20 protein-coding genes are annotated in these 20,760 nt (G+C 47.0%); 13 read left to right on the top strand and 7 right to left on the bottom strand.

Features of this window, described 5'->3' with window-relative positions:
- Window positions 1-11: 11 nt before the first annotated feature.
- Window positions 12-1,160 carry a sulfate adenylyltransferase gene (sat, locus tag ACTRXI_RS13905; protein ID WP_474263503.1) on the bottom strand — a complete coding sequence of 383 codons (1,149 nt, stop codon included), beginning with the start codon at window positions 1,158-1,160 and terminating at the stop codon, window positions 12-14.
- Window positions 1,161-1,189: 29 nt separating this feature from the next.
- Window positions 1,190-1,897, bottom strand: a complete 708-nt coding sequence (locus ACTRXI_RS13900; RefSeq protein WP_462864886.1) for a phosphoadenylyl-sulfate reductase — start codon at window positions 1,895-1,897, stop codon at window positions 1,190-1,192.
- Window positions 1,898-2,202: 305 nt separating this feature from the next.
- Between ACTRXI_RS13900 and ACTRXI_RS13895 the strand changes: the two genes are divergently transcribed.
- On the top strand, window positions 2,203-3,198 hold the full coding sequence (locus tag ACTRXI_RS13895; protein ID WP_474263501.1) for a lipoate--protein ligase: 996 nt from the start codon (window positions 2,203-2,205) through the stop codon (window positions 3,196-3,198).
- Window positions 3,199-3,330: 132 nt separating this feature from the next.
- Window positions 3,331-4,335 carry a rod-share determining protein MreBH gene (mreBH, locus tag ACTRXI_RS13890; protein WP_474263499.1) on the top strand — a complete coding sequence of 335 codons (1,005 nt, stop codon included), beginning with the start codon at window positions 3,331-3,333 and terminating at the stop codon, window positions 4,333-4,335.
- Between the two features lie 78 nt (window positions 4,336-4,413).
- Here mreBH and ACTRXI_RS13885 read toward each other — a convergent pair whose 3' ends face one another.
- A complete protein-coding gene (locus ACTRXI_RS13885; protein ID WP_474263497.1) occupies window positions 4,414-5,340 on the bottom strand; it encodes an alpha/beta hydrolase family protein in 927 nt (308 codons plus the stop codon).
- Between the two features lie 164 nt (window positions 5,341-5,504).
- On the opposite strand from ACTRXI_RS13885, the gene treP reads away from it, so the two are divergent.
- The 4 genes from treP to ACTRXI_RS13865 all read left to right on the top strand — a co-directional run bounded on the left by treP (window position 5,505) and on the right by ACTRXI_RS13865 (window position 10,430).
- On the top strand, window positions 5,505-6,956 hold the full coding sequence (treP, locus tag ACTRXI_RS13880; protein WP_474263495.1) for a PTS system trehalose-specific EIIBC component: 1,452 nt from the start codon (window positions 5,505-5,507) through the stop codon (window positions 6,954-6,956).
- Between the two features lie 79 nt (window positions 6,957-7,035).
- Entirely contained in the window at window positions 7,036-8,700 is a 1,665-nt protein-coding gene (treC, locus tag ACTRXI_RS13875) for an alpha,alpha-phosphotrehalase (protein WP_474263493.1), read from the top strand.
- Between the two features lie 21 nt (window positions 8,701-8,721).
- Window positions 8,722-9,441, top strand: a complete 720-nt coding sequence (gene treR, locus ACTRXI_RS13870; RefSeq protein WP_474263491.1) for a trehalose operon repressor — start codon at window positions 8,722-8,724, stop codon at window positions 9,439-9,441.
- A 47-nt stretch (window positions 9,442-9,488) separates the two neighbouring features.
- Window positions 9,489-10,430, top strand: coding sequence for a PD-(D/E)XK nuclease family protein (locus tag ACTRXI_RS13865; protein ID WP_474263587.1), 942 nt, complete (start codon window positions 9,489-9,491; stop codon window positions 10,428-10,430).
- Between the two features lie 65 nt (window positions 10,431-10,495).
- Here ACTRXI_RS13865 and ACTRXI_RS13860 read toward each other — a convergent pair whose 3' ends face one another.
- Window positions 10,496-11,263, bottom strand: coding sequence for a 3-hydroxyacyl-CoA dehydrogenase (locus ACTRXI_RS13860; RefSeq protein WP_474263489.1), 768 nt, complete (start codon window positions 11,261-11,263; stop codon window positions 10,496-10,498).
- Window positions 11,264-11,471: 208 nt separating this feature from the next.
- Between ACTRXI_RS13860 and ytvI the strand changes: the two genes are divergently transcribed.
- From ytvI to ACTRXI_RS13845, 3 genes are all read left to right on the top strand, one after another.
- On the top strand, window positions 11,472-12,584 hold the full coding sequence (gene ytvI / locus ACTRXI_RS13855) for a sporulation integral membrane protein YtvI (RefSeq protein WP_474263487.1): 1,113 nt from the start codon (window positions 11,472-11,474) through the stop codon (window positions 12,582-12,584).
- Window positions 12,585-12,723: 139 nt separating this feature from the next.
- Window positions 12,724-14,211, top strand: a complete 1,488-nt coding sequence (locus tag ACTRXI_RS13850) for an aldehyde dehydrogenase family protein (protein WP_474263485.1) — start codon at window positions 12,724-12,726, stop codon at window positions 14,209-14,211.
- A gap of 37 nt (window positions 14,212-14,248) precedes the next feature.
- Complete coding sequence (locus ACTRXI_RS13845; protein WP_474263483.1) at window positions 14,249-14,677, top strand: hypothetical protein; 429 nt, start codon at window positions 14,249-14,251, stop codon at window positions 14,675-14,677.
- A 10-nt stretch (window positions 14,678-14,687) separates the two neighbouring features.
- Here the strand turns inward: ACTRXI_RS13845 and ACTRXI_RS13840 are convergent, their stop codons facing one another.
- A complete protein-coding gene (locus ACTRXI_RS13840; RefSeq protein WP_474263481.1) occupies window positions 14,688-15,104 on the bottom strand; it encodes a nucleoside deaminase in 417 nt (138 codons plus the stop codon).
- An 11-nt stretch (window positions 15,105-15,115) separates the two neighbouring features.
- Window positions 15,116-15,787: an MBL fold metallo-hydrolase gene (locus ACTRXI_RS13835; protein WP_474263479.1), complete on the bottom strand. Its 672-nt coding sequence runs from the start codon at window positions 15,785-15,787 to the stop codon at window positions 15,116-15,118.
- A gap of 148 nt (window positions 15,788-15,935) precedes the next feature.
- Here ACTRXI_RS13835 and ACTRXI_RS13830 point away from each other — a divergent pair, with 148 nt between their 5' ends.
- The 3 genes from ACTRXI_RS13830 (at window position 15,936) to ACTRXI_RS13820 (ending at window position 19,452) form a co-directional block, all read left to right on the top strand.
- A complete protein-coding gene (locus ACTRXI_RS13830; protein WP_474263477.1) occupies window positions 15,936-16,304 on the top strand; it encodes a DUF1499 domain-containing protein in 369 nt (122 codons plus the stop codon).
- Window positions 16,305-16,399: 95 nt separating this feature from the next.
- Window positions 16,400-17,422, top strand: a complete 1,023-nt coding sequence (locus ACTRXI_RS13825; RefSeq protein WP_474263475.1) for an ABC transporter substrate-binding protein — start codon at window positions 16,400-16,402, stop codon at window positions 17,420-17,422.
- 2 nt (window positions 17,423-17,424) lie between these two features.
- Window positions 17,425-19,452: an iron ABC transporter permease gene (locus tag ACTRXI_RS13820; RefSeq protein WP_474263473.1), complete on the top strand. Its 2,028-nt coding sequence runs from the start codon at window positions 17,425-17,427 to the stop codon at window positions 19,450-19,452.
- Window positions 19,453-19,510: 58 nt separating this feature from the next.
- Here ACTRXI_RS13820 and ACTRXI_RS13815 read toward each other — a convergent pair whose 3' ends face one another.
- Complete coding sequence (locus ACTRXI_RS13815) at window positions 19,511-20,335, bottom strand: ABC transporter ATP-binding protein (protein ID WP_474263471.1); 825 nt, start codon at window positions 20,333-20,335, stop codon at window positions 19,511-19,513.
- Window positions 20,336-20,480: 145 nt separating this feature from the next.
- Between ACTRXI_RS13815 and ACTRXI_RS13810 the strand changes: the two genes are divergently transcribed.
- Window positions 20,481-20,663 (top strand): SE1832 family protein, encoded by a 183-nt coding sequence (locus ACTRXI_RS13810; RefSeq protein ID WP_322526008.1) that lies wholly within the window; start codon window positions 20,481-20,483, stop codon window positions 20,661-20,663.
- The last annotated feature ends 97 nt before the right edge of the window (window positions 20,664-20,760 follow it).

Below are 20,760 nucleotides of genomic sequence, written 5' to 3'. Positions count from 1 at the left end.
CCTCCTGTCGTTTATGAATTGGAAGTCTGGCGCTGCATGCCGCGGATTAATACTTCCACGACCTCCGGACGGCTGAACTCTTTTGGAGGCATTTCGCCATTGGTCAGCATGGCGCGCACCTTCGTACCGGAAAGAATGACATGGTCAGCTTTGTCGTGCGGGCACGTTTTGGCTGTTGCCATGTTTTCACATTTCAGGCAGTAGAAGGAATGCTCAAAGAAGCGCAGCTGAATGCCAAGTTCTTCAAACGTAAATTCGGAGAAAATTTCCTGAGCGTCATACGTGCCGTAATAGTCACCGACACCAGCATGGTCACGGCCCACAATAAAGTGGGTGCAGCCGTAATTTTTCCGGACCATGGCATGGAATATTGCTTCCCTCGGCCCGGCGTAGCGCATAGCAGCAGGAAATACGGCTAAAAACGTCCGGTTCTCAGGGTAATATTCATCAAGAATGGTTTCATAGCTTTCCATACGCACATCGGCAGGAATATCATCTGATTTTGTTGCTCCGACAAGCGGATTTAAAAACAGGCCGTCCACGGTTTCAAGCGCTGCTTTTTGAATATATTCATGCGCCCGGTGAACAGGGTTTCTCGTCTGAAAACCGACTACGGTATTCCAGCCGCGGCTTTCAAACGCGCTACGCGTTTCTTCCGGGTCCAGATAATAGTTTTCAAACTGTTCGTGGCTGATTTCTTTTACAAGCGTAATTTTACCGGAAACATACGTGTCCGGACGATCGTACATTTTCTTTACGCCGGGGTGGGCTTCTTCTTCGGTGCGGTATACTTCTCTTGCTTCCCGCGTTTTATCCGGAGCATAGAATCCTTCAAGTTCAATCGTACCGTACGTTTCTCCGTCAAAAACCAGAAGGGCTTCCTCTCCTGCTTTCAATTCCTCCGCTTTTTCCTTCGTAACCGGAAGGGTAATAGGAATACTCCAGACTGTGCCGTCCGCAAGGCGCATCGAAGAAACCACCGAGTTGTAGTCCTCTTCGCTCATGAAGCCTTCAAGCGGACTGAATGCTCCGTTTGAAAGCAGTTCAAGGTCAGATAAAGCGACCTCATCAAGCTCAATTTGTTTTTGAATGGATGAAACGTCTTTGTTCAAGTCCTTACGATTTACTAATTTCCCACCGTGCGGTGTGCTTAAAGCCATGATCATCGTCCCTTCTTCATCTTAATTCATCAGCGGTGCAGGCCGCATTCTGTTTTTCCGCTTCCTGTCCAGCGTCCGCTGCGAAGGTCTTCGCCTTCGAGCACCTTTGCAGTGCACTGTACACAGCCGATACTTGGATAATTCTGTTCGTGCAGTTCATTGTAAGGAAGGCTGTTGTCTTCGATATAGGCCCAGATATCATCCCACGTCCAGTGGATTAGAGGACAAATTTTAATCGATTCAAACCGCTTATCTTCGTTTACAAACTGCGTGTTGCGACGCGTAAGTGACTGCGACCTGCGCAGGCCGGACATCCAGGCGCCGTACTGGCTCAATTCGTTTTCGAGGGGCTGCAGCTTCCGAATACTGCAGCAGCGGTCCGGATCTGTTTCCCAAAGTCTATCGCCTTCCTGGGCCGCCTGTTGTTTAGGCGAAAGTTCCGGCTTCAGCATTTTAATATTTAACTCCGGATACTTATCACGAACTGCATCAATTACATCATACGTTTCTTTAAAATGAAACTGGGTGTCGAGAAAAGCGATGGTTGCATCTGGTTTCACCTGGCTGATTAAATCGATCAATACAATTCCTTCAGCTCCGAAACTGCATGCGTATACTAAATCATCGCCGTATTCGCCGTAGGCCCAGCGGATAACTTCAAGCGCACTTTTTCCTTCCAGCACTTCGTTATTCACTTGCTCCAATTCATTTGTCTGCAGGGAATCATATACTATCATGCGCTTCCATCCCTTTCAATTTAATATTGTACCTGTTTCTATAAAAAATGAAAATCTTATTTTAAAGTCTTTGAAATCCTTAGTAAGTTTATCAGGTTTATTAGCTTACAGTATATTTTAGTGGCTTCCTTTTGCAAAGTCAACAATACAAATCGTTTAACTAGGGATTATTAATAGGGGAATTTTCCCGGTCATTCTATTTCCTGTTAGCATTAGCTTTCACATCAGTATTTATGGCATAATATAAAAGGATCTTACTTTTAAAAGCAGCATCGGTTCAGCGCACAATTTTTAGGAGGTTACGAATGAAATTTATTGATAATGAAGGCATTAATGACCCAAGAATCAATTTAGCCATTGAAGAATTTGCTTTAAAAAACATGGATCTCGACAAAGACGAAATGTATTTGCTTTTTTATGTAAATAAACCTTCCATTATTATTGGGAAAAATCAAAATACAATTGAAGAAATCAACACCGATTATGTGGAGAAGCACAACATTCAGGTGGTACGGCGCCTTTCCGGTGGCGGGGCAGTCTACCACGATTTAGGCAATTTGAATTTCAGCTTTTTAACCAAAGATGATGGCAATAGCTTTCAAAATTTCCAAAAATTCACTCAGCCGATCGTCGATGCTTTGAATAATATAGGGGTTCCAGCCGAAATGTCGGGGCGTAATGATTTACAGGCGAACGGGAAAAAAATTTCCGGCAATGCCCAGTTTGCCACAAAAGGGAGAATGTTCAGCCACGGCACCCTGATGCTCGATTCAGAAATTGAAAACGTCGTAGCTGCGCTGAATGTAAAAGACGAAAAAATCCGCTCGAAAGGGATCAAGTCCATTCGGAGCCGTGTAGGAAATATCAATGAGTTTTTGGATGAGCCATTGTCCGTAGAAGCCTTCAAACAGCTCATTCTTCGCTATATTTTTGGAAGCGACGAAGACATCGAGCAGTACCGCCTGACCGATGAGGACTGGAAGGAAATTCATAAGATATCCGAGGAACGTTACAGCAACTGGGACTGGAACTACGGCAAGTCCCCGGCTTTTGATATTCACCGCAGCAAAAAATTCGATGCCGGCATGCTCGACATCCGCTTCAACGTCAAAAAAGGCGTGATTCAGGAAACGAAAATATACGGTGACTTTTTTGGTACCGGGAACGTAGAGGATCTCCAGGAAGCACTTCAGGGTACGAAATATGAACGCGATGCCATCTACAAAACATTATCGCAGTTTGATCTGTATACGTATTTTGGAGCTATCTCCATTGATGAAGTCGTGGACTTAATTTATTAATTCAGATGATTTTTTTCGTAAAAATGGGAAATTACTCATTTTTTACGTGACCTTAGACCCTTATTTAAGTGTCTCCACTCCTCTACAATGAAATACTAGAGACTAATAACCCGGAAAAGGTGAGTAAATAAAATGGCATTAACAGAAATTGGTATTGATTTGGGAACCGCAAATATTCTTGTTTACACGAAAGAAAAAGGCATTATTCTTAACGAGCCTTCCGTTGTAGCGCTTCATATCGACACAAAAGAAGTCTACGCTGTAGGTACAGAAGCAAAAGAAATGGTTGGAAAAACTCCGGCCAATATTATCGCGACCCGTCCGATGAAAGAAGGCGTTATTGCAGATTATGATATTACATCCGCAATGCTTTCGCATATCATGAAAAAAATTCAAAAAGAAGCAGGCTTTACTCTCCGCAAACCGAAGGTCGTAGTATGTACGCCGTGTGATTCCACTTCCGTAGAACGCCGGGCTATCCGGGACGCAGTGCTTGGATGCGGGGCTAAATCTGTTTCCTTAATCGAAGAACCAATTGCAGCGGCGCTCGGGGCAGAGTTGCCTGTAGATGAACCTAAAGCGAACGTAATCGTCGATATTGGCGGGGGCACGACAGAGGTTGGCATTATTTCCTACGGCGGCATTGTTTCCTCCCGGGCGATCCGCCGCGGCGGAGACCATCTGGATGAAAGCATTACCCAGCATGTCCGCAAGGAATACAACATGCTGATCGGCGAACGGACCGCTGAAAATATCAAAATGGAGATCGGCTCCGCTATCCCTGACGGTGAAGTCCGTACGATGGAAATCCGGGGCAGAGACCTTGTGAACGGGCTGCCAAAAACCATTACTCTCGAGTCACCGGAAATCCACCGGGCTATCACAGAAACCCTCGAGCAGATTCTGGAAACCATTCGCGTTACTCTTGAGCAGTGTCCGCCGGAACTGAGCGGGGACATCGTCGATCAGGGAATTGTGCTTACTGGCGGGGGCGCGCTACTGAACGACCTTCAAGAGTGGCTGAGCCGCCAGATTGTAGTACCGGTCCACCTTGCATCATCACCTCTTGAGGCTGTCGCGATTGGTACCGGTAAATCGCTGGCAATGATCAACAGTCTGCAGAAAGCTTCTATGTAATAATCAAAGAATCGTCCCCTGGCCTAATAGCCCGGGGACGATTCTTTTATATTCGATAATAGATTTTTCAAGTGTTTACTACTGTATCTGTTTTTGCAGCCACGGGTACAGGTGGTCCAGCAGTTCGTGGGACAGATTGTCGTTCTGCTGTTTTAAGTACCTGCGATGCGTTTTCATAATCGAAAACTCTTCCGGCTGGTGTCTGAGAATATGATTCATCTCTTCGACTACATAAGCCTCCACCGGACCGCTTGTATGCTGAGCAATTGCACTGACGTCTTCCGCTTTCACCTGGGCATCTTTGCCGCCATTTACGGCAATCACGGGGATGCGCATGCGGTGAAAGGCCTCTCGCGGGTCATAGTCAGCGTGCTCCTGAAACCATTTTACGTTTACATTTTTATATTTTTTTGAAGCCTCTTCATCAAGCAGCTCCTTGAGCACTTTATGCTGCTTTTTGATCATCCGCTTGTTTACTTTCCCCGTCTTCAATGCACGGTAAAAGATCCCTTTCCCCTCACTTATTTCCCTTTCTACCGATTCTCCCTGTTCGAGTAAAATATCAAACAGTGGCTTAGGCGACGATGCGAGTGCCATCAGCCCCTGTACCTTTTCTTTTTCAGCCACTTTTGGAGCAATCGCCCCGCCTTCGCTGTGACCGAGAATGAAAATTTTCTCTTCATCAATTTCAGGGATCATTTTCAAAAGACGCACCGCAGCAGCACCATCTTCGATTAAATCCTGCAGCCCCGTCTCAAGGAAATCTCCTTCACTGCTCCCTGTGCCTCTCTTATCATAGCGCAGCGCCGCTATGCCCTGCTTTTCAAGCCAGGCCGCCAGTTGGTTATAAATGTTTAATTTCATCCCCGGGGCGTTTCCATCGCGGTCTACAGGACCGCTCCCCCCAATTATCAGCACACCAGGGACTTTTTCATACCCGTTCTCAGGCACGGTGAGCGTTCCGTATAACGTTTCTGTTTGATCAAGTGTTATCAGCTGTTCCATGCTTTCACGCTCCATTAAAGGGTTTTTTATTAGTATTCCTATTTTTCGTTTAATAAAAACCTTTTTCACATTGATAATTATATTGACTAATTTGTATATACAAGTTAAAGTGAATTTATAAATTGGTATCGTTTTCAAATGCATTCATTTAAGGGGGAACAAAAATGGCAAAAATCACAAAGGAAGCCGTGGAAACGATTGTAGAAGCCGTGGGAGGCAATGAAAACATAGAAACAGTCACCCACTGCGTGACAAGACTGCGATTCGTTTTGTACGACGAAGAAAAAGTTGACAAGGAAAAGCTCACAAACCTCGAGCTTGTACGGGGAGCTTTTGCCTCCGGAGGCCAGTACCAGGTCGTCATCGGCCAGGGCACAGTAGACAAAGTGTATAAAGAGCTGATGAGCGTTACAGGCCGTTCTGAAGAAAGCGGCGGCCGTGCAGGAGACGAAGATTCTGAAAGCGATACCAGCGAAAAGCAGAAATCCGGCAAAAAACAGAATGGGTTTCAGCGGTTTATTCGCCTGCTCGCTGACATTTTCATTCCGATTCTTCCCGCCATTATCACTGCAGGGCTGCTGCTTGGTTTAAATAACCTGTTAACCGGCCCCGGCATATTTTTCGACGAAGCTGTCATCGAAGTATATCCGCAGTGGACCAGTTTTTCTGAAATTATTTTTATCATTGCAAACGCTTCATTTAACTTCCTTCCTGTTCTCATAGGGTGGTCGGCAGTCAGGCGGTTTGGAGGCAGTCCCCTCCTCGGTATTGTACTCGGGTTAATTTTCGTTCACCCGGAGCTTTTAAGCGCATATGCTTATGGTGATGCAAGTGCAAACAATGAAGTTCCAACCTGGGATTTATTTGGCTGGAACGTTGAGCAGGTCGGCTATCAGGGTCAGGTACTTCCAGTGCTTGTAGCCTCTTATGTACTGGCACAGATTGAAATCTTTCTTAGGAAACGAATTCCTGACTCCATCCAGGTGCTGCTGGTGGCACCGATCGCTCTGCTTGTTACCGGGTTCTTTACCTTTATTATTATCGGACCGGTTACATTTGGTCTTGGGAACGCGATTACCGACTTCTTCCTGTGGACCTTTGATCAATACGCATGGCTTGGCGGCCTGCTTTACGGTCTCCTTTATGCACCACTTGTTATTACCGGGCTCCATCATACATTCCTTGCGGTGGACCTGCAGCTTACAGCTTCAACTGACGGCACCTTCTTATGGCCGATTCTTGCTCTTTCCAACATCGCCCAGGGCTCTGCTGCTGTCGGTATAATGATTTTAGCCTGGAGAGATCAGAACATGCGGGGGCTCGCAGGCTCCGCCGGCCTTTCGGCGTACCTTGGCGTTACCGAGCCGGCATTATTCGGGGTCAACCTGCAGTACCGGTTCCCATTCTTCTGTGCGCTCATCAGCTCTGCCATCGCAGCAACGTTTATCAGTATTAATAACGTCCTGGCCTTTGCTGTCGGCGTCGGTGGTATTCCCGGCATCTTTTCCATCCGTCCGGGAGACTGGGGAGTGTTCTTTATCGGAATGCTGATTGTCATTATCCTCCCGATTGTATTAACCTATCTCTATGGGCGTATTCGCAAAGTAGAAGTTTAACTAATGAATTCAGGCGTCTGCTGGTCCACTTGGCAGGCGCCTTTGCTTCATACAGCATATATGCGAAAGGATGAGCAGAATGGAACCGTGGTGGAAACGCGCAGTTATTTACCAGATTTACCCTAAAAGCTTTAACGATACGACCGGGAACGGAGTAGGCGATCTCCCCGGTATTATCGAAAAGCTTGATTACCTTCAGGATCTAGGAATCGATGTTTTATGGCTAAATCCTGTGTACCCTTCTCCTCAAAAGGATAATGGATACGATATCAGCGATTATTATAATATTTACGATGTATATGGAACGATGGAGGACTTCGAGCGTCTGTTGACTGAAGCTCATGCTAAGGGCATGAAGATTATTATGGATATCGTTATTAACCATACCTCCACAGACCATGCCTGGTTTCAGGCTGCTTCGTCAGATGCCGCGAGCTCTTACCGCGACTATTACATTTGGAAGGACCCTGTAGAAGGAGACGTGCCAAACAACTGGGTGTCTAAATTTGGCGGATCTGCATGGCAGTGGCATGAGCCGACAAACCAGTACTACCTGCATCTGTTTGACGTCAGTCAGGCCGATTTGAACTGGGAAAATGAAGAACTGCGCCGTCAGCTGTACGACATGATGCACTACTGGTTCGATAAAGGTATTGATGGATTCCGGCTCGATGTCATCAATTTAATTTCAAAGGATCAGCGGTTTCCAAATGACGATATCGGCGATGGCCGCCGGTTTTATACGGACGGGCCGAGAGTGCACGAGTGGATGCATGAAATGAATCAAAACGTATTTGCCCCGCACGGAGCTATGACGGTCGGAGAAATGTCCTCCACAACGATCGACCATTGCATCAAATACACCCGCCCGGACCGGGAAGAACTGAGCATGACCTTTAATTTTCATCATTTAAAAGCGGATTACCCCGGAGGAGAAAAATGGACCCTGCCCGAATTCAATTTTGTGCAATTAAAAGAAACGTTATCGGACTGGCAAAGCGGTATGTATGAAGGCGGTGGCTGGAACGCGCTGTTCTGGTGTAACCATGACCAGCCCCGCATTGTAAGCAGATACGCCGACGACGGCAAGTACCGCGTAGAATCGGCAAAGATGCTCGCAGCAACCATGCACTGTATGCGCGGAACCCCTTACGTCTATCAGGGCGAGGAGCTTGGGATGACGGACCCTTCCTACAGCTCCATTAACGACTACCGTGATGTGGAAACCATCAACTATTATGATATTATGCAAAAGCAGGGAAAAAGCCCTGAGGAAGCGTTCGCTGTCATTCAGGCCCGCTCCCGGGACAACGCACGTACGCCGATGCAGTGGGACGGATCGAAAAATGCCGGTTTCAGTGAAGTCGAGCCGTGGCTGCCGGTGCCGGAAAATTATACGTTCATTAATGCCAAAGAAGCGGTAAACGATCCGGAATCTGTGTATCATTTTTACAAAAAATTAATTCAGCTCCGCAAGGATTACAAAATCCTGACGACCGGGAATTACCAGCTTTATCTGCCGGATCACCCTTCTCTTTTCGCCTACACACGCGAGGACGAAGATGAAGCCTTACTCGTTATAAGTAATTTCTCATCTGATACGATTCAGGCCGGCAGGCTGGATCTTCCCCGAAAAGAAGTGGCGGGCACTGTCTTTGTCACCAATTACAAACGGGATAGCTTTTCCCTGGAAGCTGACAGTCTGCAGCCTTATGAAACAATCGTTCTGCATTATCAAAAATAGTCGTCCTGGGGTGTAACGAGCATGAGCACAAAAAGAAAATATCTAGACATCTATGAAGAAATAGCACGAGGCATCCGCAATGAGCAGTTTCAGCCTCATGCCCTGCTTCCTTCTGAGCATGAGCTTACTTCTATGTATGACACGTCACGGGAGACGATTCGAAAAGCCCTGAATCTGCTTTCCGAGCACGGGTATATTCAAAAAATACAGGGCAAGGGCTCCGTCGTGCTTGAAACTGGCAGGTTCGATTTTCCCGTTTCCGGGCTTGTCAGCTTTAAAGAGCTGGCGGAACAGACCGGCAGCAACAGTAAAACCCATGTGCATTCCTTAACTCTCTCTACTGTGCCCCCGGCGCTTCAGCATGCGCTCGAGGTTCAGGAAACGGAGCAGGTCTGGGAAGTAAAACGCCAGCGGAAAATGGATGGCGAAAACATTGTGCTCGACATTGACTACCTGCTTGAGCGCTGGGTGCCTGGTCTCACCGAAGACATTTGCGCCGATTCCATTTATGACTACGTGGAGAATAAACTGAAGCTTGTAATCAGCTTTGCGCGTAAGGAAATTACTATTGAAAAGCCGACGGAAGAAGATAAGCAGCTTCTTGATCTTTACCCGGATTCGAGTATTGCAGTCGTCCGAAACTATGTGTATCTCGATAATGCAGAATTATTTCAGTACACCGAGTCCAGGCACCGTTCGGATAAGTTCCGTTTTATCGACTTTGCCCGTCGTCACCGTTAAAATGGTATCAGGAGCAAGGTAAAGACAAATCAAAGGAGTGATTTCTCCTGTTTACTATACGGGATTATCCGGAGTTTTCCTGGTCGCTGTCGAGGCATAAAACGCTGCTTCAATGCGAACGACAGTATGCCCACCAGTATTACTCCTCACACAACGGCTGGCTGCGTAATGCGGATCCTTTTCCGCGTCATGTCTACCGGTTGAAAAATTTAACTAATCTCGAAATGCTGTTTGGGTCTATTGTGCATGATTTAGTGGAAGAAACGCTGAAAAAATATTTAACTGATGGCCATCTGCCGACAAAAGACACTTTGAAAGAAACGATCCGTACCCGTCTGAACGCAGGATTTATCGATTCTACCCAAAATGTCGAACAGTGGCGTAAAAAACCGAAACATACGACAATGCTCCATGAAATTTACTACGGAGAAGAGAAAAAGCTGCCCGCGGAGAAAATTAAAAAAATTCAGGACCGTCTTGAGGCTGTAGTAGAGCACATTTTAACCTGTGACACGTTACTCGAGCTTACTTCTGACCGGCCCACCTATTACCTCGAATCGGAAGAACTCCGCACGATGAGCCTTGAAAACACAAAGGTGTTTGCCGTTCTTGATTTTCTTTATAAAGATGAAGAAAACAATAAATGGGTAATCGTGGACTGGAAAACCGGCCTGCAGACAGAAGAAGATCCGTATCAGCTTGCGCTGTATGCGCAGTACGTCCTTGACTACTACCCGGAAACAGCGCTCGAGGATATCGTCGTGCGGAATGAATATCTGCTCGAAGGCACCAGTGTCGAACACAGGCTTGATCATTCCACTCTTCAGGAAGTCAGAGAGCTGCTCGTCCAGAGCGTGGAGCGTATGGCCGGCTTCCTTGAGGACAAAGAAGCCAATAAACCACTGCCGCTCGAGTATTTCAAAAAAACGACCAACACCTTCGCCTGCAAGCGGTGTAACTTTTATGAACTGTGCTTTCCGGAGCAGTAATAAAGCGGCATTCCGCTGCCATAAACGAAAAGTACCAGCGTCCGACTGCGGACGCTGGTACTTTTTTATTTCGGAGGCATACGGAGTGCGCCGTCCAAACGGATAGTTTCCCCGTTTAACATCGTGTTTTGGATAATTTCTTTCACAAGCGAGGCGTACTCATTCGGAAACCCGAGCCTTCTTGGAAAAGGAACGTTCTGTCCCAGCGTCTGTCTCGCTTTTTCCGGAAAGGACATATAAAAAGGAGTTTCGAACAAGCCCGGAGCGATAGCCATGACGCGTATGCCAAAATCTGAAAGCTCTCTGGCCGCCGGCGCCGTCAGGCTCCATATGCCTCCTTTAGAGGCACTGTAGGCAGCCTGGCCGACCTGGCCTTCGTAGGCTGCGATCGAAGATGTATTAATAATGATGCCTCTTTCTCCCTGTTCATTTGGTTCATTATGTCTCATCGCATCTGCACCGAGCCGGAGCATATTAAACGTTCCAACCAGATTCGTCTGAATAACGCGGTTGAAATGCTCCAGGGAATGCGAATTCTTTTTATTCAAAATCTTCTCTGCAAGTCCGAGAGCTGCGCAATTGACTACTCCGTCAATACGCCCGAACGTTTCTATTGTTTCATCAATAGTTGCTTTTCCTTTTTCATCTGAAGTAACGTCCATTTCAATAAAAATGGCGCTGTCCCCAAGCTCTTTTGCTCTTTTTCTTCCGGGTCTCACCTCAAAATCGGCGATAACCACCTTCGCACCGTTTTCTACAAGCATATTCGCCGTAGCACCGCCAAGTCCGGATGCACCGCCCGGCAGTAAAAAGACTTTTCCGTTAATATCCATACTGCTTCCTCCCCTGTCTGTTCCTAAAGTATAAGCCACTACTGTCATTCTAACTTATAATTACCCTAAAGAACCATTCATCAAAAGTATATCCGCCTCCCTTTTCGGGAATATTTAAAAAAACGTGTAGATTCCTTTTTATAGTGGGAAGGTTATAATAAGAAAAGATGGATAGTATGTCCGCCAAAGGAAAGGAATGGAATGGCCCATGAAACAAACGACCGGCTGGATGATTTTAAGGTTTGTCATCGTTATAATAGCCGCTTTCGCCCTCGCATGGGCGATTGGCAAGATTTTTTCCTATACGTATCCGTTCTGGATCGCTGCTTTTTTCGCTTGGATGCTTATGCCGCTTACGAGATGGCTTCATTATAAACTGCGACTGCCAAATGGGATAGCTGCCCTTGTCGGGCTCCTTCTTACTTTAAGTATCGTTGGAGGCATTATTACCGGACTGATCTTTCTTTCAATTGAAATATTCAATGTGATCGCTGAGAAGGGTCCCACATGGATGGAGAATACCTTTCAGCAGATGCAGAATTTTTACAATGAAAACATCCTTCCCTTTTGGGAAAGAGCCACCGGAGCCGCTTCCGGCATTGGCGGTCAGTCTTCTGTAGATCAGGGGATAGCCCAGCTCGGGAGCCAGCTCGGCTCTGGCCTTGGCTCGGTCGCCCAAACCATCGCCGACGCTTTGACCCAATTAATTTTAGGTATCCCTACGCTTTTGATTGTCCTGTTATTTATCATACTCGCTATTTATTTTATTGGAAAAGACTGGAACCGATACGCCGGGAAAATGAAATTGGCCCTGCCTCCCTTTGTTATTGAGCGGTTGAAAGCTTTTTATCAGGCCATGTGGGCGAGAGTGTTCGGCTACATCCGGGCACAGCTGATCCTTATGCTTGTGACGGGCGTTATTGTGCTAATCGGCCTTCTTATCATGAGAGTCGAAGGAGCTTACTGGCTTGCGGCCATCGTTGGTGTCGCTGAATTTCTTCCTTATTTGGGCACCGGCACTATTTTAATTCCTTGGGGAGTGTATCTGATTCTGACGGGCAATTTCGGTCTTGGGCTCGGTCTATTGATCCTTTACACCATTACAATGGTTGTCCGGCAGATTATCGAGCCAAAAGTGCTCTCTTCGAGCATGAATCTGAATCCGCTCGCCGTGCTGATTTCCCTGTTTGCCGGCCTGCAAATGTTTGGAGCTGTTGGTCTGCTGGCGGGGCCTGCCATTTTGGTTCTATTTATTATTCTTTGGGATATTGGTGTTGCGAAAGATATCTCCCGCTTTATCCGATACGGCTTTGATAAATAAAGCGTCCTTCACCACGGAAAAGACGCCTGGCACCTTTTGGAACGACCACGGTTTCTTTTCCGTAACTTCTGTTATGATTACCCCCAATTAGGGAACGGAGTACTATACTTATTATTTTGATTCAGAAAGGGTGTCAACATTGGATTCAACAACCGTTCATTCATCTAATGAAGAAGAAATACTGGCCGCCTGGCAAAAGGCCGATGATGCTTTCGCTCCCTGGGCTTCTCTGCCTATAGAGAAACGGCTGAGTTACATACAGCTGCTTCGTTTTACTATTAGCGAGCTTCGCGAAGAGATTGCTGACATTATCTCCTCCGCCACAGGAAAACCACCTATTGAAGCCATGGGTTCTGAAGTCATTCCAGTGCTTGAAGCACTGCGCCACATTGAAAAAGAAGCTCCCGGCCTTTTCAACCGTGAGCGGGTCAGAACCCCAATGATTTTCATGGGTAAAAATTCATCAATTATCCGGAAGCCCCGGGGAAAAATTGCTATTATCTCTCCATGGAATTTTCCGTTTCAGCTTTCTCTTATCCCTGTTGTCGAAGCTCTGACCGCAGGAAACTGCGTGCTTTTAAAGCCTTCCGCAGAAACGCCGCTTGCGAGCCTTCTTCTTGAAAAAATCTCGGGGCTTTTTCCTGAGGGAGTTTTTCAAGTCCTTCATGGCGGAGCTGAAACTGGACGCTTAATGATTGAGCAGCAGCCGGACTACATTCATTTCACGGGCTCAGTCGCGACAGGAAAGGTTATCCAGAAGCAGGCCGCCGAGCATTTGATCCCTACCACCCTCGAACTGGGCGGAAAGGATGCTATGGTCGTTCATGAGGATGCAAACGTAGAACGGGCGGCGAATGCTGCTTCCTGGGGGGCTTTCATGAACAGCGGGCAGGTCTGTCTATCTGTCGAGCGCGTGATAGTGCACGAAGAGGTTCAGGAGGAATTTTTGAACAGTGTACGCAGTACCATCGCCGGTCTGCGCCGGGATGGCGACAAGGAGTATGAAATCGGTCGGATGACGACAAAAAAGCAGTGGGATATTGTCTACAGCCAGGTCCAGGAAGCACTTGACCAGGGGGCCGAACAAATAGCCGGGAAACCTCCGGAACAGTGGGACGACCAAACCCTGACAATCGAACCGGTTGTTTTGACTGGAGTAACCAGAGAAATGCGGGTATGGAAGGAAGAGACTTTCGGTCCTGTATTTTCAGTACGGACCTATTCTACAATAGACGAGGCGCTCGAGCTGTTCAACGATACCGTTTACGGTCTGAGCGGATCCATTTTCACTTCCGATCAGGAGCTTGCGGCAAACTTCACTGCAAAGGTCCGCACGGGCAACTTCATGATCAATGATGTAATATCCCACGCTGCCAATCACTACCTTCCTTATGGAGGCACGAAACAGAGCGGCATTGGATCCTACCACTCCACCGCAGGCATGCGTTCATTCAGTATTGAAACGTCCGTTATGAGTGCAAGAGGGAGTATGAACAGCGAAATTTTATGGTATCCTTATGAAGGAAAGTTCGAATCACTTTCGCAGATCATCGACTATTACTATGGCAGAAACCGTAACTGGAAATCATTTTTGCAAACGTTTATGGGCCTCACACGCCGGCCGTAATGCTGATGTTTTCCGCCTGCCTTTAGGAGCATGAAAAATGGGAAGTTCATCAAAATGGAGAGCATTCACCCCGAAAAAGCTGTGGGACCGTGTTAAGCAGACACTACAGCCTGCTTCCGCGAACGGGGAAAAATCAACCAGCAGACTGGACCGGCGGCGGCAGCACAAAGAGCGTCAAAAGGACACACGCCTGTATAAAACATCGCTGTATGCGTTTTATACAATGTGTGTACTGCTGATGCTTATGCCCTTTGTTTATTTTCTACCGTGGCCATCCATTGCCACCTGGCTGGTCGTGCTGATTCTGCTTACGCTCGGAACAACAACAACCCTCGCTGCAATCACAATAAAAAAGCAGTCACATCACGTGCCGCTTTTATACATGTGGTTTATTCTGCTCATGTCTGCATTGTTATTAATTATCTACCTGGGCATACTTATTTATTTTCGTTTTTTTCTGCTTTAATCGCCCCGGTCTACTTTTCAAGGTATGGATTGAGTGTTTTATCCTGAAATGGTTTGTACTGCAGCTCGTAGGTTGCTTCGGGCACTGGAAGGAGGCCGGCTTGTTCGGCCTCCTTTGCTGTTTTTGCCGTGTATACTACCGGAATGCCGCTCCAATTGATGGCAGCTTCACACATTGGGCACGGCTCACCGCTCGTATACAGCTCGCAGTCACTTAAATCCGTAGTTTCTAAGAGCCGCGAAGCGGTCCTTATTGCTTCGAGCTCAGCATGAGTCGTCGGATCGAAGGTTTTAAACGTTTTGTTCCCTTCCTCTGCCACTATTTCCCCGTTCCGGACAATGACACACCCAAAAGGATCTCCTTCTCCTTCTTTTTTTACCCTCTGGGCCAGCTGGACCGCCCGCTTCATTAAAGACTCATTGTACATAACCGTGCCCCCTATACTTTAGACTGGTATTCATTTACGAAGGCGCTGTAAAGATGCTGCGAATACTCCAGATCTTCTCCGTGACAGATTGATAATTTTCCAGGAGCCACTTTCTGTATGGTTTTCGTGCTTCGCATCGCCCGGTCCATATTAGCAGTAAACTGTTTCATTGGAGGGCCTATACGCCCATTTTTAGAAGTAATCATGTCGCCAGTGATCAGCACATCATCTTTTTTATGATAATAAGCGGTATGACCCGGCGAGTGCCCCGGCGTAAAATATGGATCAATTCCCATCATGGAATGAAAAACGCCACGGCTGTCCCCCGGCAGCTGCTTTACGGAAAATCCTTTTGTATAATCGGCCGGTTTTTTACGGTTAGGATAAGGTTTTTCCCCCGTTATGTAAGGAATCTCGAGCCCATGAATATAAACAGGTGCATTTACTTTATCCTGAATATAAGCGAGTCCGCCTACATGATCCGGATGACCGTGGGTTAATAAAATCATCTGAACCCGTCCAAAACGCGCTGCTTCTTTTAAAATTCTCGGCGCCATTGGCCGGATGCCCGTATCGATAATGATTGATCCGTTCTCATGCTTCACGACCCAGGCGCTGATGGTAATACCTACTTTCATGTGCACCTTAATAATATTTTCACTCACCTGGCTTACTTTCACCATCTGCGATCCACTCCTTTCTTCCTTTTCCCTTCCCTTCCTGCTTCCGATTAACGCTTTATTTTTTCGGGAAAGAGAATAACGCTGATCTAAATCTAATCATCTGTTTACAGTGTACACAATATTGTATATAAAATTCTACCGCGAAAGGATGTTATTTATGCTCTCCCCCTGCCCTAACAGTCCAAATTGTGTTTCCACCATGAGCTCCCCTGAAGATAAACGTCATTACATGGAGCCCATCCAGTATTCAGGCAGCCCGGAAACAGCGAAAAGCACTATTCGACATATCATTCAGCAGCAGAAGTATGCAGAAATTGTTCATGAGGATGATAACTATATTTCGGCTGTATTCACGACCCCGGTACTTAAATTCAAGGATGACGTCGTATTTTATTTCGGAAATCATGGGCACGTCCATTTCCGTTCAGCTTCAAGGCTCGGCAAAGGTGATATGGGTAAAAATAAAAATAGAATGAAAGAAATTACTGCCCAATTTTATGATCAACATAATAAATAAGAAAAATTTCTTATATTTATTGAATTCCTCCCCCTTTTATAGTAAAGTCGGATTTGTTGATATTGATAATCTTTTTCAATTAGGGGGATATACATATGAATAAAAAGACTTTTTTAACATTTTTAACGATACCCGCTTTATCGCTTTCACTTGCTGCATGCAGTTCTTCAGACGACAGCAGCGGCTCGGACGAATCCGGCAGCAATGAGGAATCTTCTGAAAACAGCGAATCTGTGACGGTAACAGATGGGTATGACAACGAAGTAACACTCGATGAAACACCGGAAGATGTAGTCGCCCTTGAATGGGTGTATGCAGAAGACTTGCTCGCTCTGGGTATGCAGCCTGCCGGTATTGCTGACCTGGACGGCTATAACGATTATTTATCCGATATCGAGCCCGCTCCTTCCGGGGATGTGCAGGACGTTGGGACGAGACAGGAGCCAAGCCTCGAGCGCATTGCCGAACTTGAACCCGATTTGATTATCACTGCCGGCTACCGTCATGAAGATATCAAAGAAGAGCTTGAAGAAATTGCACCGACGCTGATGTATAATCCATATCCTCCAGAAGGAGAAGGCAATCAGTACGAGGAGATGGAATCAACCTTTGAGAGCATCGCCACAGCTGTTGGAGAGGAAGACCAGGCGGAGCAGGTATTAAATGATCTGGACAGCACCTACGACGACCTGTCAACAGAAATTGAAGACGCCGGCCAGGATAATGAAGAAGTACTGCTTTCCCTTTCTTATCTGGCAAATGAAAATGTCACTTTCCGTCTGTTTGCCGACAATTCGCTTGCCGCCCAGACGATGGAGCAGATTGGTGTCGAGAATGCCTATGAGGCTGAACAGTTTGAAGAATACGGCTATACCGAAACAGGCGTCGACGCTCTCGAGGATTATCAGGACCAGACGTTTATAGATATCCCCACACCGGAAGGCGATCGTGATAATATTGAAGAAACGCTGAATAATAATGAAGTATGGAACAGCCTTTCTTTCGTCGAAAACGATGATGTTCACCGTCTTCCGAGCTCTACATGGCCTTATGGCGGTCCGCTTTCATCCGAAGTATTCGCTGAAGAGGTTGCAGACGCTTTAACAAATGAGGAGTAATTATGAATTCGCCTTTCGTTTCAAGAGCTGTTCTGCTGTATACTAGCGGAGCAGCTCTTCTCTTGCTGCTAGTATATCTGCACCTTGTGCAGAGCACCGGTACTTTTTCAGTTCGTTTCTGGTGGGATCTCCTTCAGAATACCGAATCTACAGAAAGCAGTATTTTCCGGACTGTGTATTTGCCGAGGATCGTTATCGGCATACTTTCTGGTATAGCTTTAGCTGCTTCCGGTGTTATTTTTCAAACTATCACAAAAAATCCTCTGGCAGCGCCGAGTACCTTAGGCGTCCATGCGGGAGCCTATTTCTTTATCGTTGCTTTTGCTACAATACTGCCGGACTGGCTGGGCCTAAGCGGATTCATTGCTGCGTTTGTCGGCGGGTGTTTGGCAGCATTGATGGTGTTTACGATGGCCGGCGGACTTGAAGCTACACCGGTCCGGATGGCATTGGCCGGGCTTGTGCTTTCTATCGCCTTTTCGTCATTTACCGCTGTTCTGCAAATATTTTTTGAAGTGCAGACAGCCGGCTTGTTCTTGTGGGGAAATGGCACTCTTGTGCAGCAGGATTGGAGCGGAGTCCGCTTTGTCTTTCCTGTACTGATTGTGCTTTTATTTCTGGTGTTCTTTTACGCTCCCCGCCTCGATATCCTGCTTCTCGGTAAAAACCAGGCGGCTACACTTGGAGAAAACGTACGGGCTACGCAGGCATTGATGTTTTTTCTTGCCGTAGGTCTTACTGCCATCGTCGTAAGTGTTGTTGGACCCATAGGATTTATCGGCCTGGTAGCTCCTCATTTGACACGACTGATGGGCTATCAGCTTCATTCCAACCTTCTGTTTGGTTCCATGCTTTGGGGGGCCGTGCTCCTCATCGGGGCCGACGTGCTTGGAAGAGCGGTTGACCCTTCCCTCAGTGAGCTCCCTGTTGGTGCTGTTACCTCGATAGTCGGCGCTCCGTTTCTTGTGTGGCTGATTTTAAAGCACCGGGGCTCTTTTTTCGGCACAGAGCAGCAAAGTGCTATTGGGGGCGGGCGTAAAGGGCGGGAGCTGAAATACCCTGTCGTTTTAACAGGTGCTGTAACATTTACCGCTCTCGTTTTTTATGCGGGATTAGCCAGTGGCTCCACAGGATTCAGCTTTGTGGACACCTGGCAGGCACTCTTCACAGAGGAAGGCAGCGGCCAGCGGTTCATCATATTCGACTTAAGGCTCGGAAGGCTTTTAACGGCGCTTACAGCTGGCATGCTGCTTGCACTAAGCGGCATGCTGTATCAGGGTATTCTGCGCAATCCCCTCGCAGATCCTTCAGTGCTCGGGGTGACTTCAGGAGCAGGCGCGGGTGCTCTGTTTGTGCTTTTTCTTTTCAGGGACATTCCAACTGCCTTTATTCCGATTGGCGCTATTGCCGGGGCTTTCGCAGCGGTAGGTGTGATTTTGTTTTTCTCCTGGAAAACTAAATTTCACCCCGCTGTACTGGCGCTTCTCGGTATCGCCCTGTCTGCTGTGGGCGGCGCCCTATCACAAATTATGATAACCCGTTTTAATTTAAACGCTGCCGCTGCTTTAACATGGCTGTCCGGCAGTACGTATGCGACTGGCTACGAAGAGCTTCAGCAGTTTCTGCTGCTCCCGCTTGCCGTAAGTATACCGCTTGCCTGGTATTTAGCGCCTTCCCTAAATGTGCTTGCGCTCGGGGACCAGACAGCGATCGCTCTTGGAGAACGTTTAACCTTTGCCCGCTGGACCGCTGTACTGCTTGCCACCTTCTGTGCCGCCATGGCAGTAGCTGCCGTTGGCACGATTGGCTTCATCGGACTTGTAGCGCCTCACTTAGCCCGTATGCTTGTCGGACAGGATTACATGCGCATTTTTCCTGTAGCTTTGTTTATCGGCGGCTCTCTTCTTGTGTTTTCCGATACGATCGGACGCACCGTGCTCGCCCCTGATGAAATCCCATCGGGACTCGTGGCTGCTGTGATCGGCACCCCGTTCTTTTTATGGTTGATGCACAGAAGCTCTAAATCGTAATAATCATGCAGAAAGAAAGCCAAGAACCCGAGGAAGGGGTTCTTGGCTTTACTTTTTTTTAATTCGTCTGTGATAAGTCCGTGGCAGAAGCAGGGGTGCGCTCGATTAAATCATACGTCATGCAAAGGGGTTTGCCGCTCTTTGGATCGGTTACCACATGGGCATCAATGCCAAATACCTGCCTGAGTACATTTTTACAAATAACGTCATTAGGGCAGCCAATACACTGTACTTCTCCGCTGCACATGGCAATTAAATGATCGGAAAAGCGGGCAGCATGATTTAAATCATGAAGCACCATTACAATCGTTCGGCTTTCTTTCTCATTCAGCTTTTGAAGCAGTTCAAGAACTTCAAGCTGATGGGCCATATCCAGGTAAGTAGTCGGCTCATCGAGCAGCAGCAGGTCCGTATCCTGGGCAAGGGCCATTGCGATCCAGGCCCGCTGGCGCTGTCCGCCGGACAGGGAATCTAGCGTGCGACCCGCAAATTCTAAAACTCCCGTGTCTTTCATGGCGCCCTGAATAGCCTCGTGGTCCTCTGAAGTTAATTTCCGGGTACGCTTGCGATGCGGATGCCGGCCGAATGATACCAGCTGTTCCACTGTCAACGTAAGTGGAATATCCGGAGTCTGAGCAAGCATTGCCATGTTTTTGGCCACATCTTTTGTTTTCATTTCATGAATGGATTTGCCGTCTAAGTACACGCCGCCTTCTTCAGGGGTCAGTATACGGGACAGGGATTTCAGGATCGTGGATTTCCCACAGCCGTTTGGCCCGATAATAGAAGTAATTTTTCCTTCAGGTATGTCAACGCTGATATTTTTCAGGACTTGTTTATTTTCGTAAGAAACGTCTACTTGCTCTGCTTGAAGTCTTGCCACCGTCGCAAGCCCCTTTCTTTTCTGCAATCTTAATCTTATTCCAGGCCGTTTATAAAATTGATAATGATTTTCATTTAAAATTATAACGATTTTGAGTTAAAATAGCAAACAGATGCACAAATTTATTATGGAGGCGGATGCTGCTATGACTCTTCGTGAACTTGATCATAAGCTGGACATGTTAAAATCAGATTATGTACGCATACAGGGAGATTTGGAAAAACTTGAATCTTTCGGAGGCAACACAGACGGCATTATGCGCGAGCTCGACATTCTTGAAAAGGAAATGCACGAGATTAATACACAAATTAGGGAATACAATAAATAAGCGGGCCGCGACTGGCCCGCTTCAGACTGTCGACAATGACTCTAATTTTAGAGTTTGTCGGCAGTTTTTTTGTGCTATGATAAAAAGAAATAGCCTG

This window comes from Marinococcus sp. LNHM4E3-1 (assembly GCF_056034405.1).
Note: the sequence above shows the minus strand (reverse complement) of the source record. Positions and strands in the feature narration are given on the sequence as shown.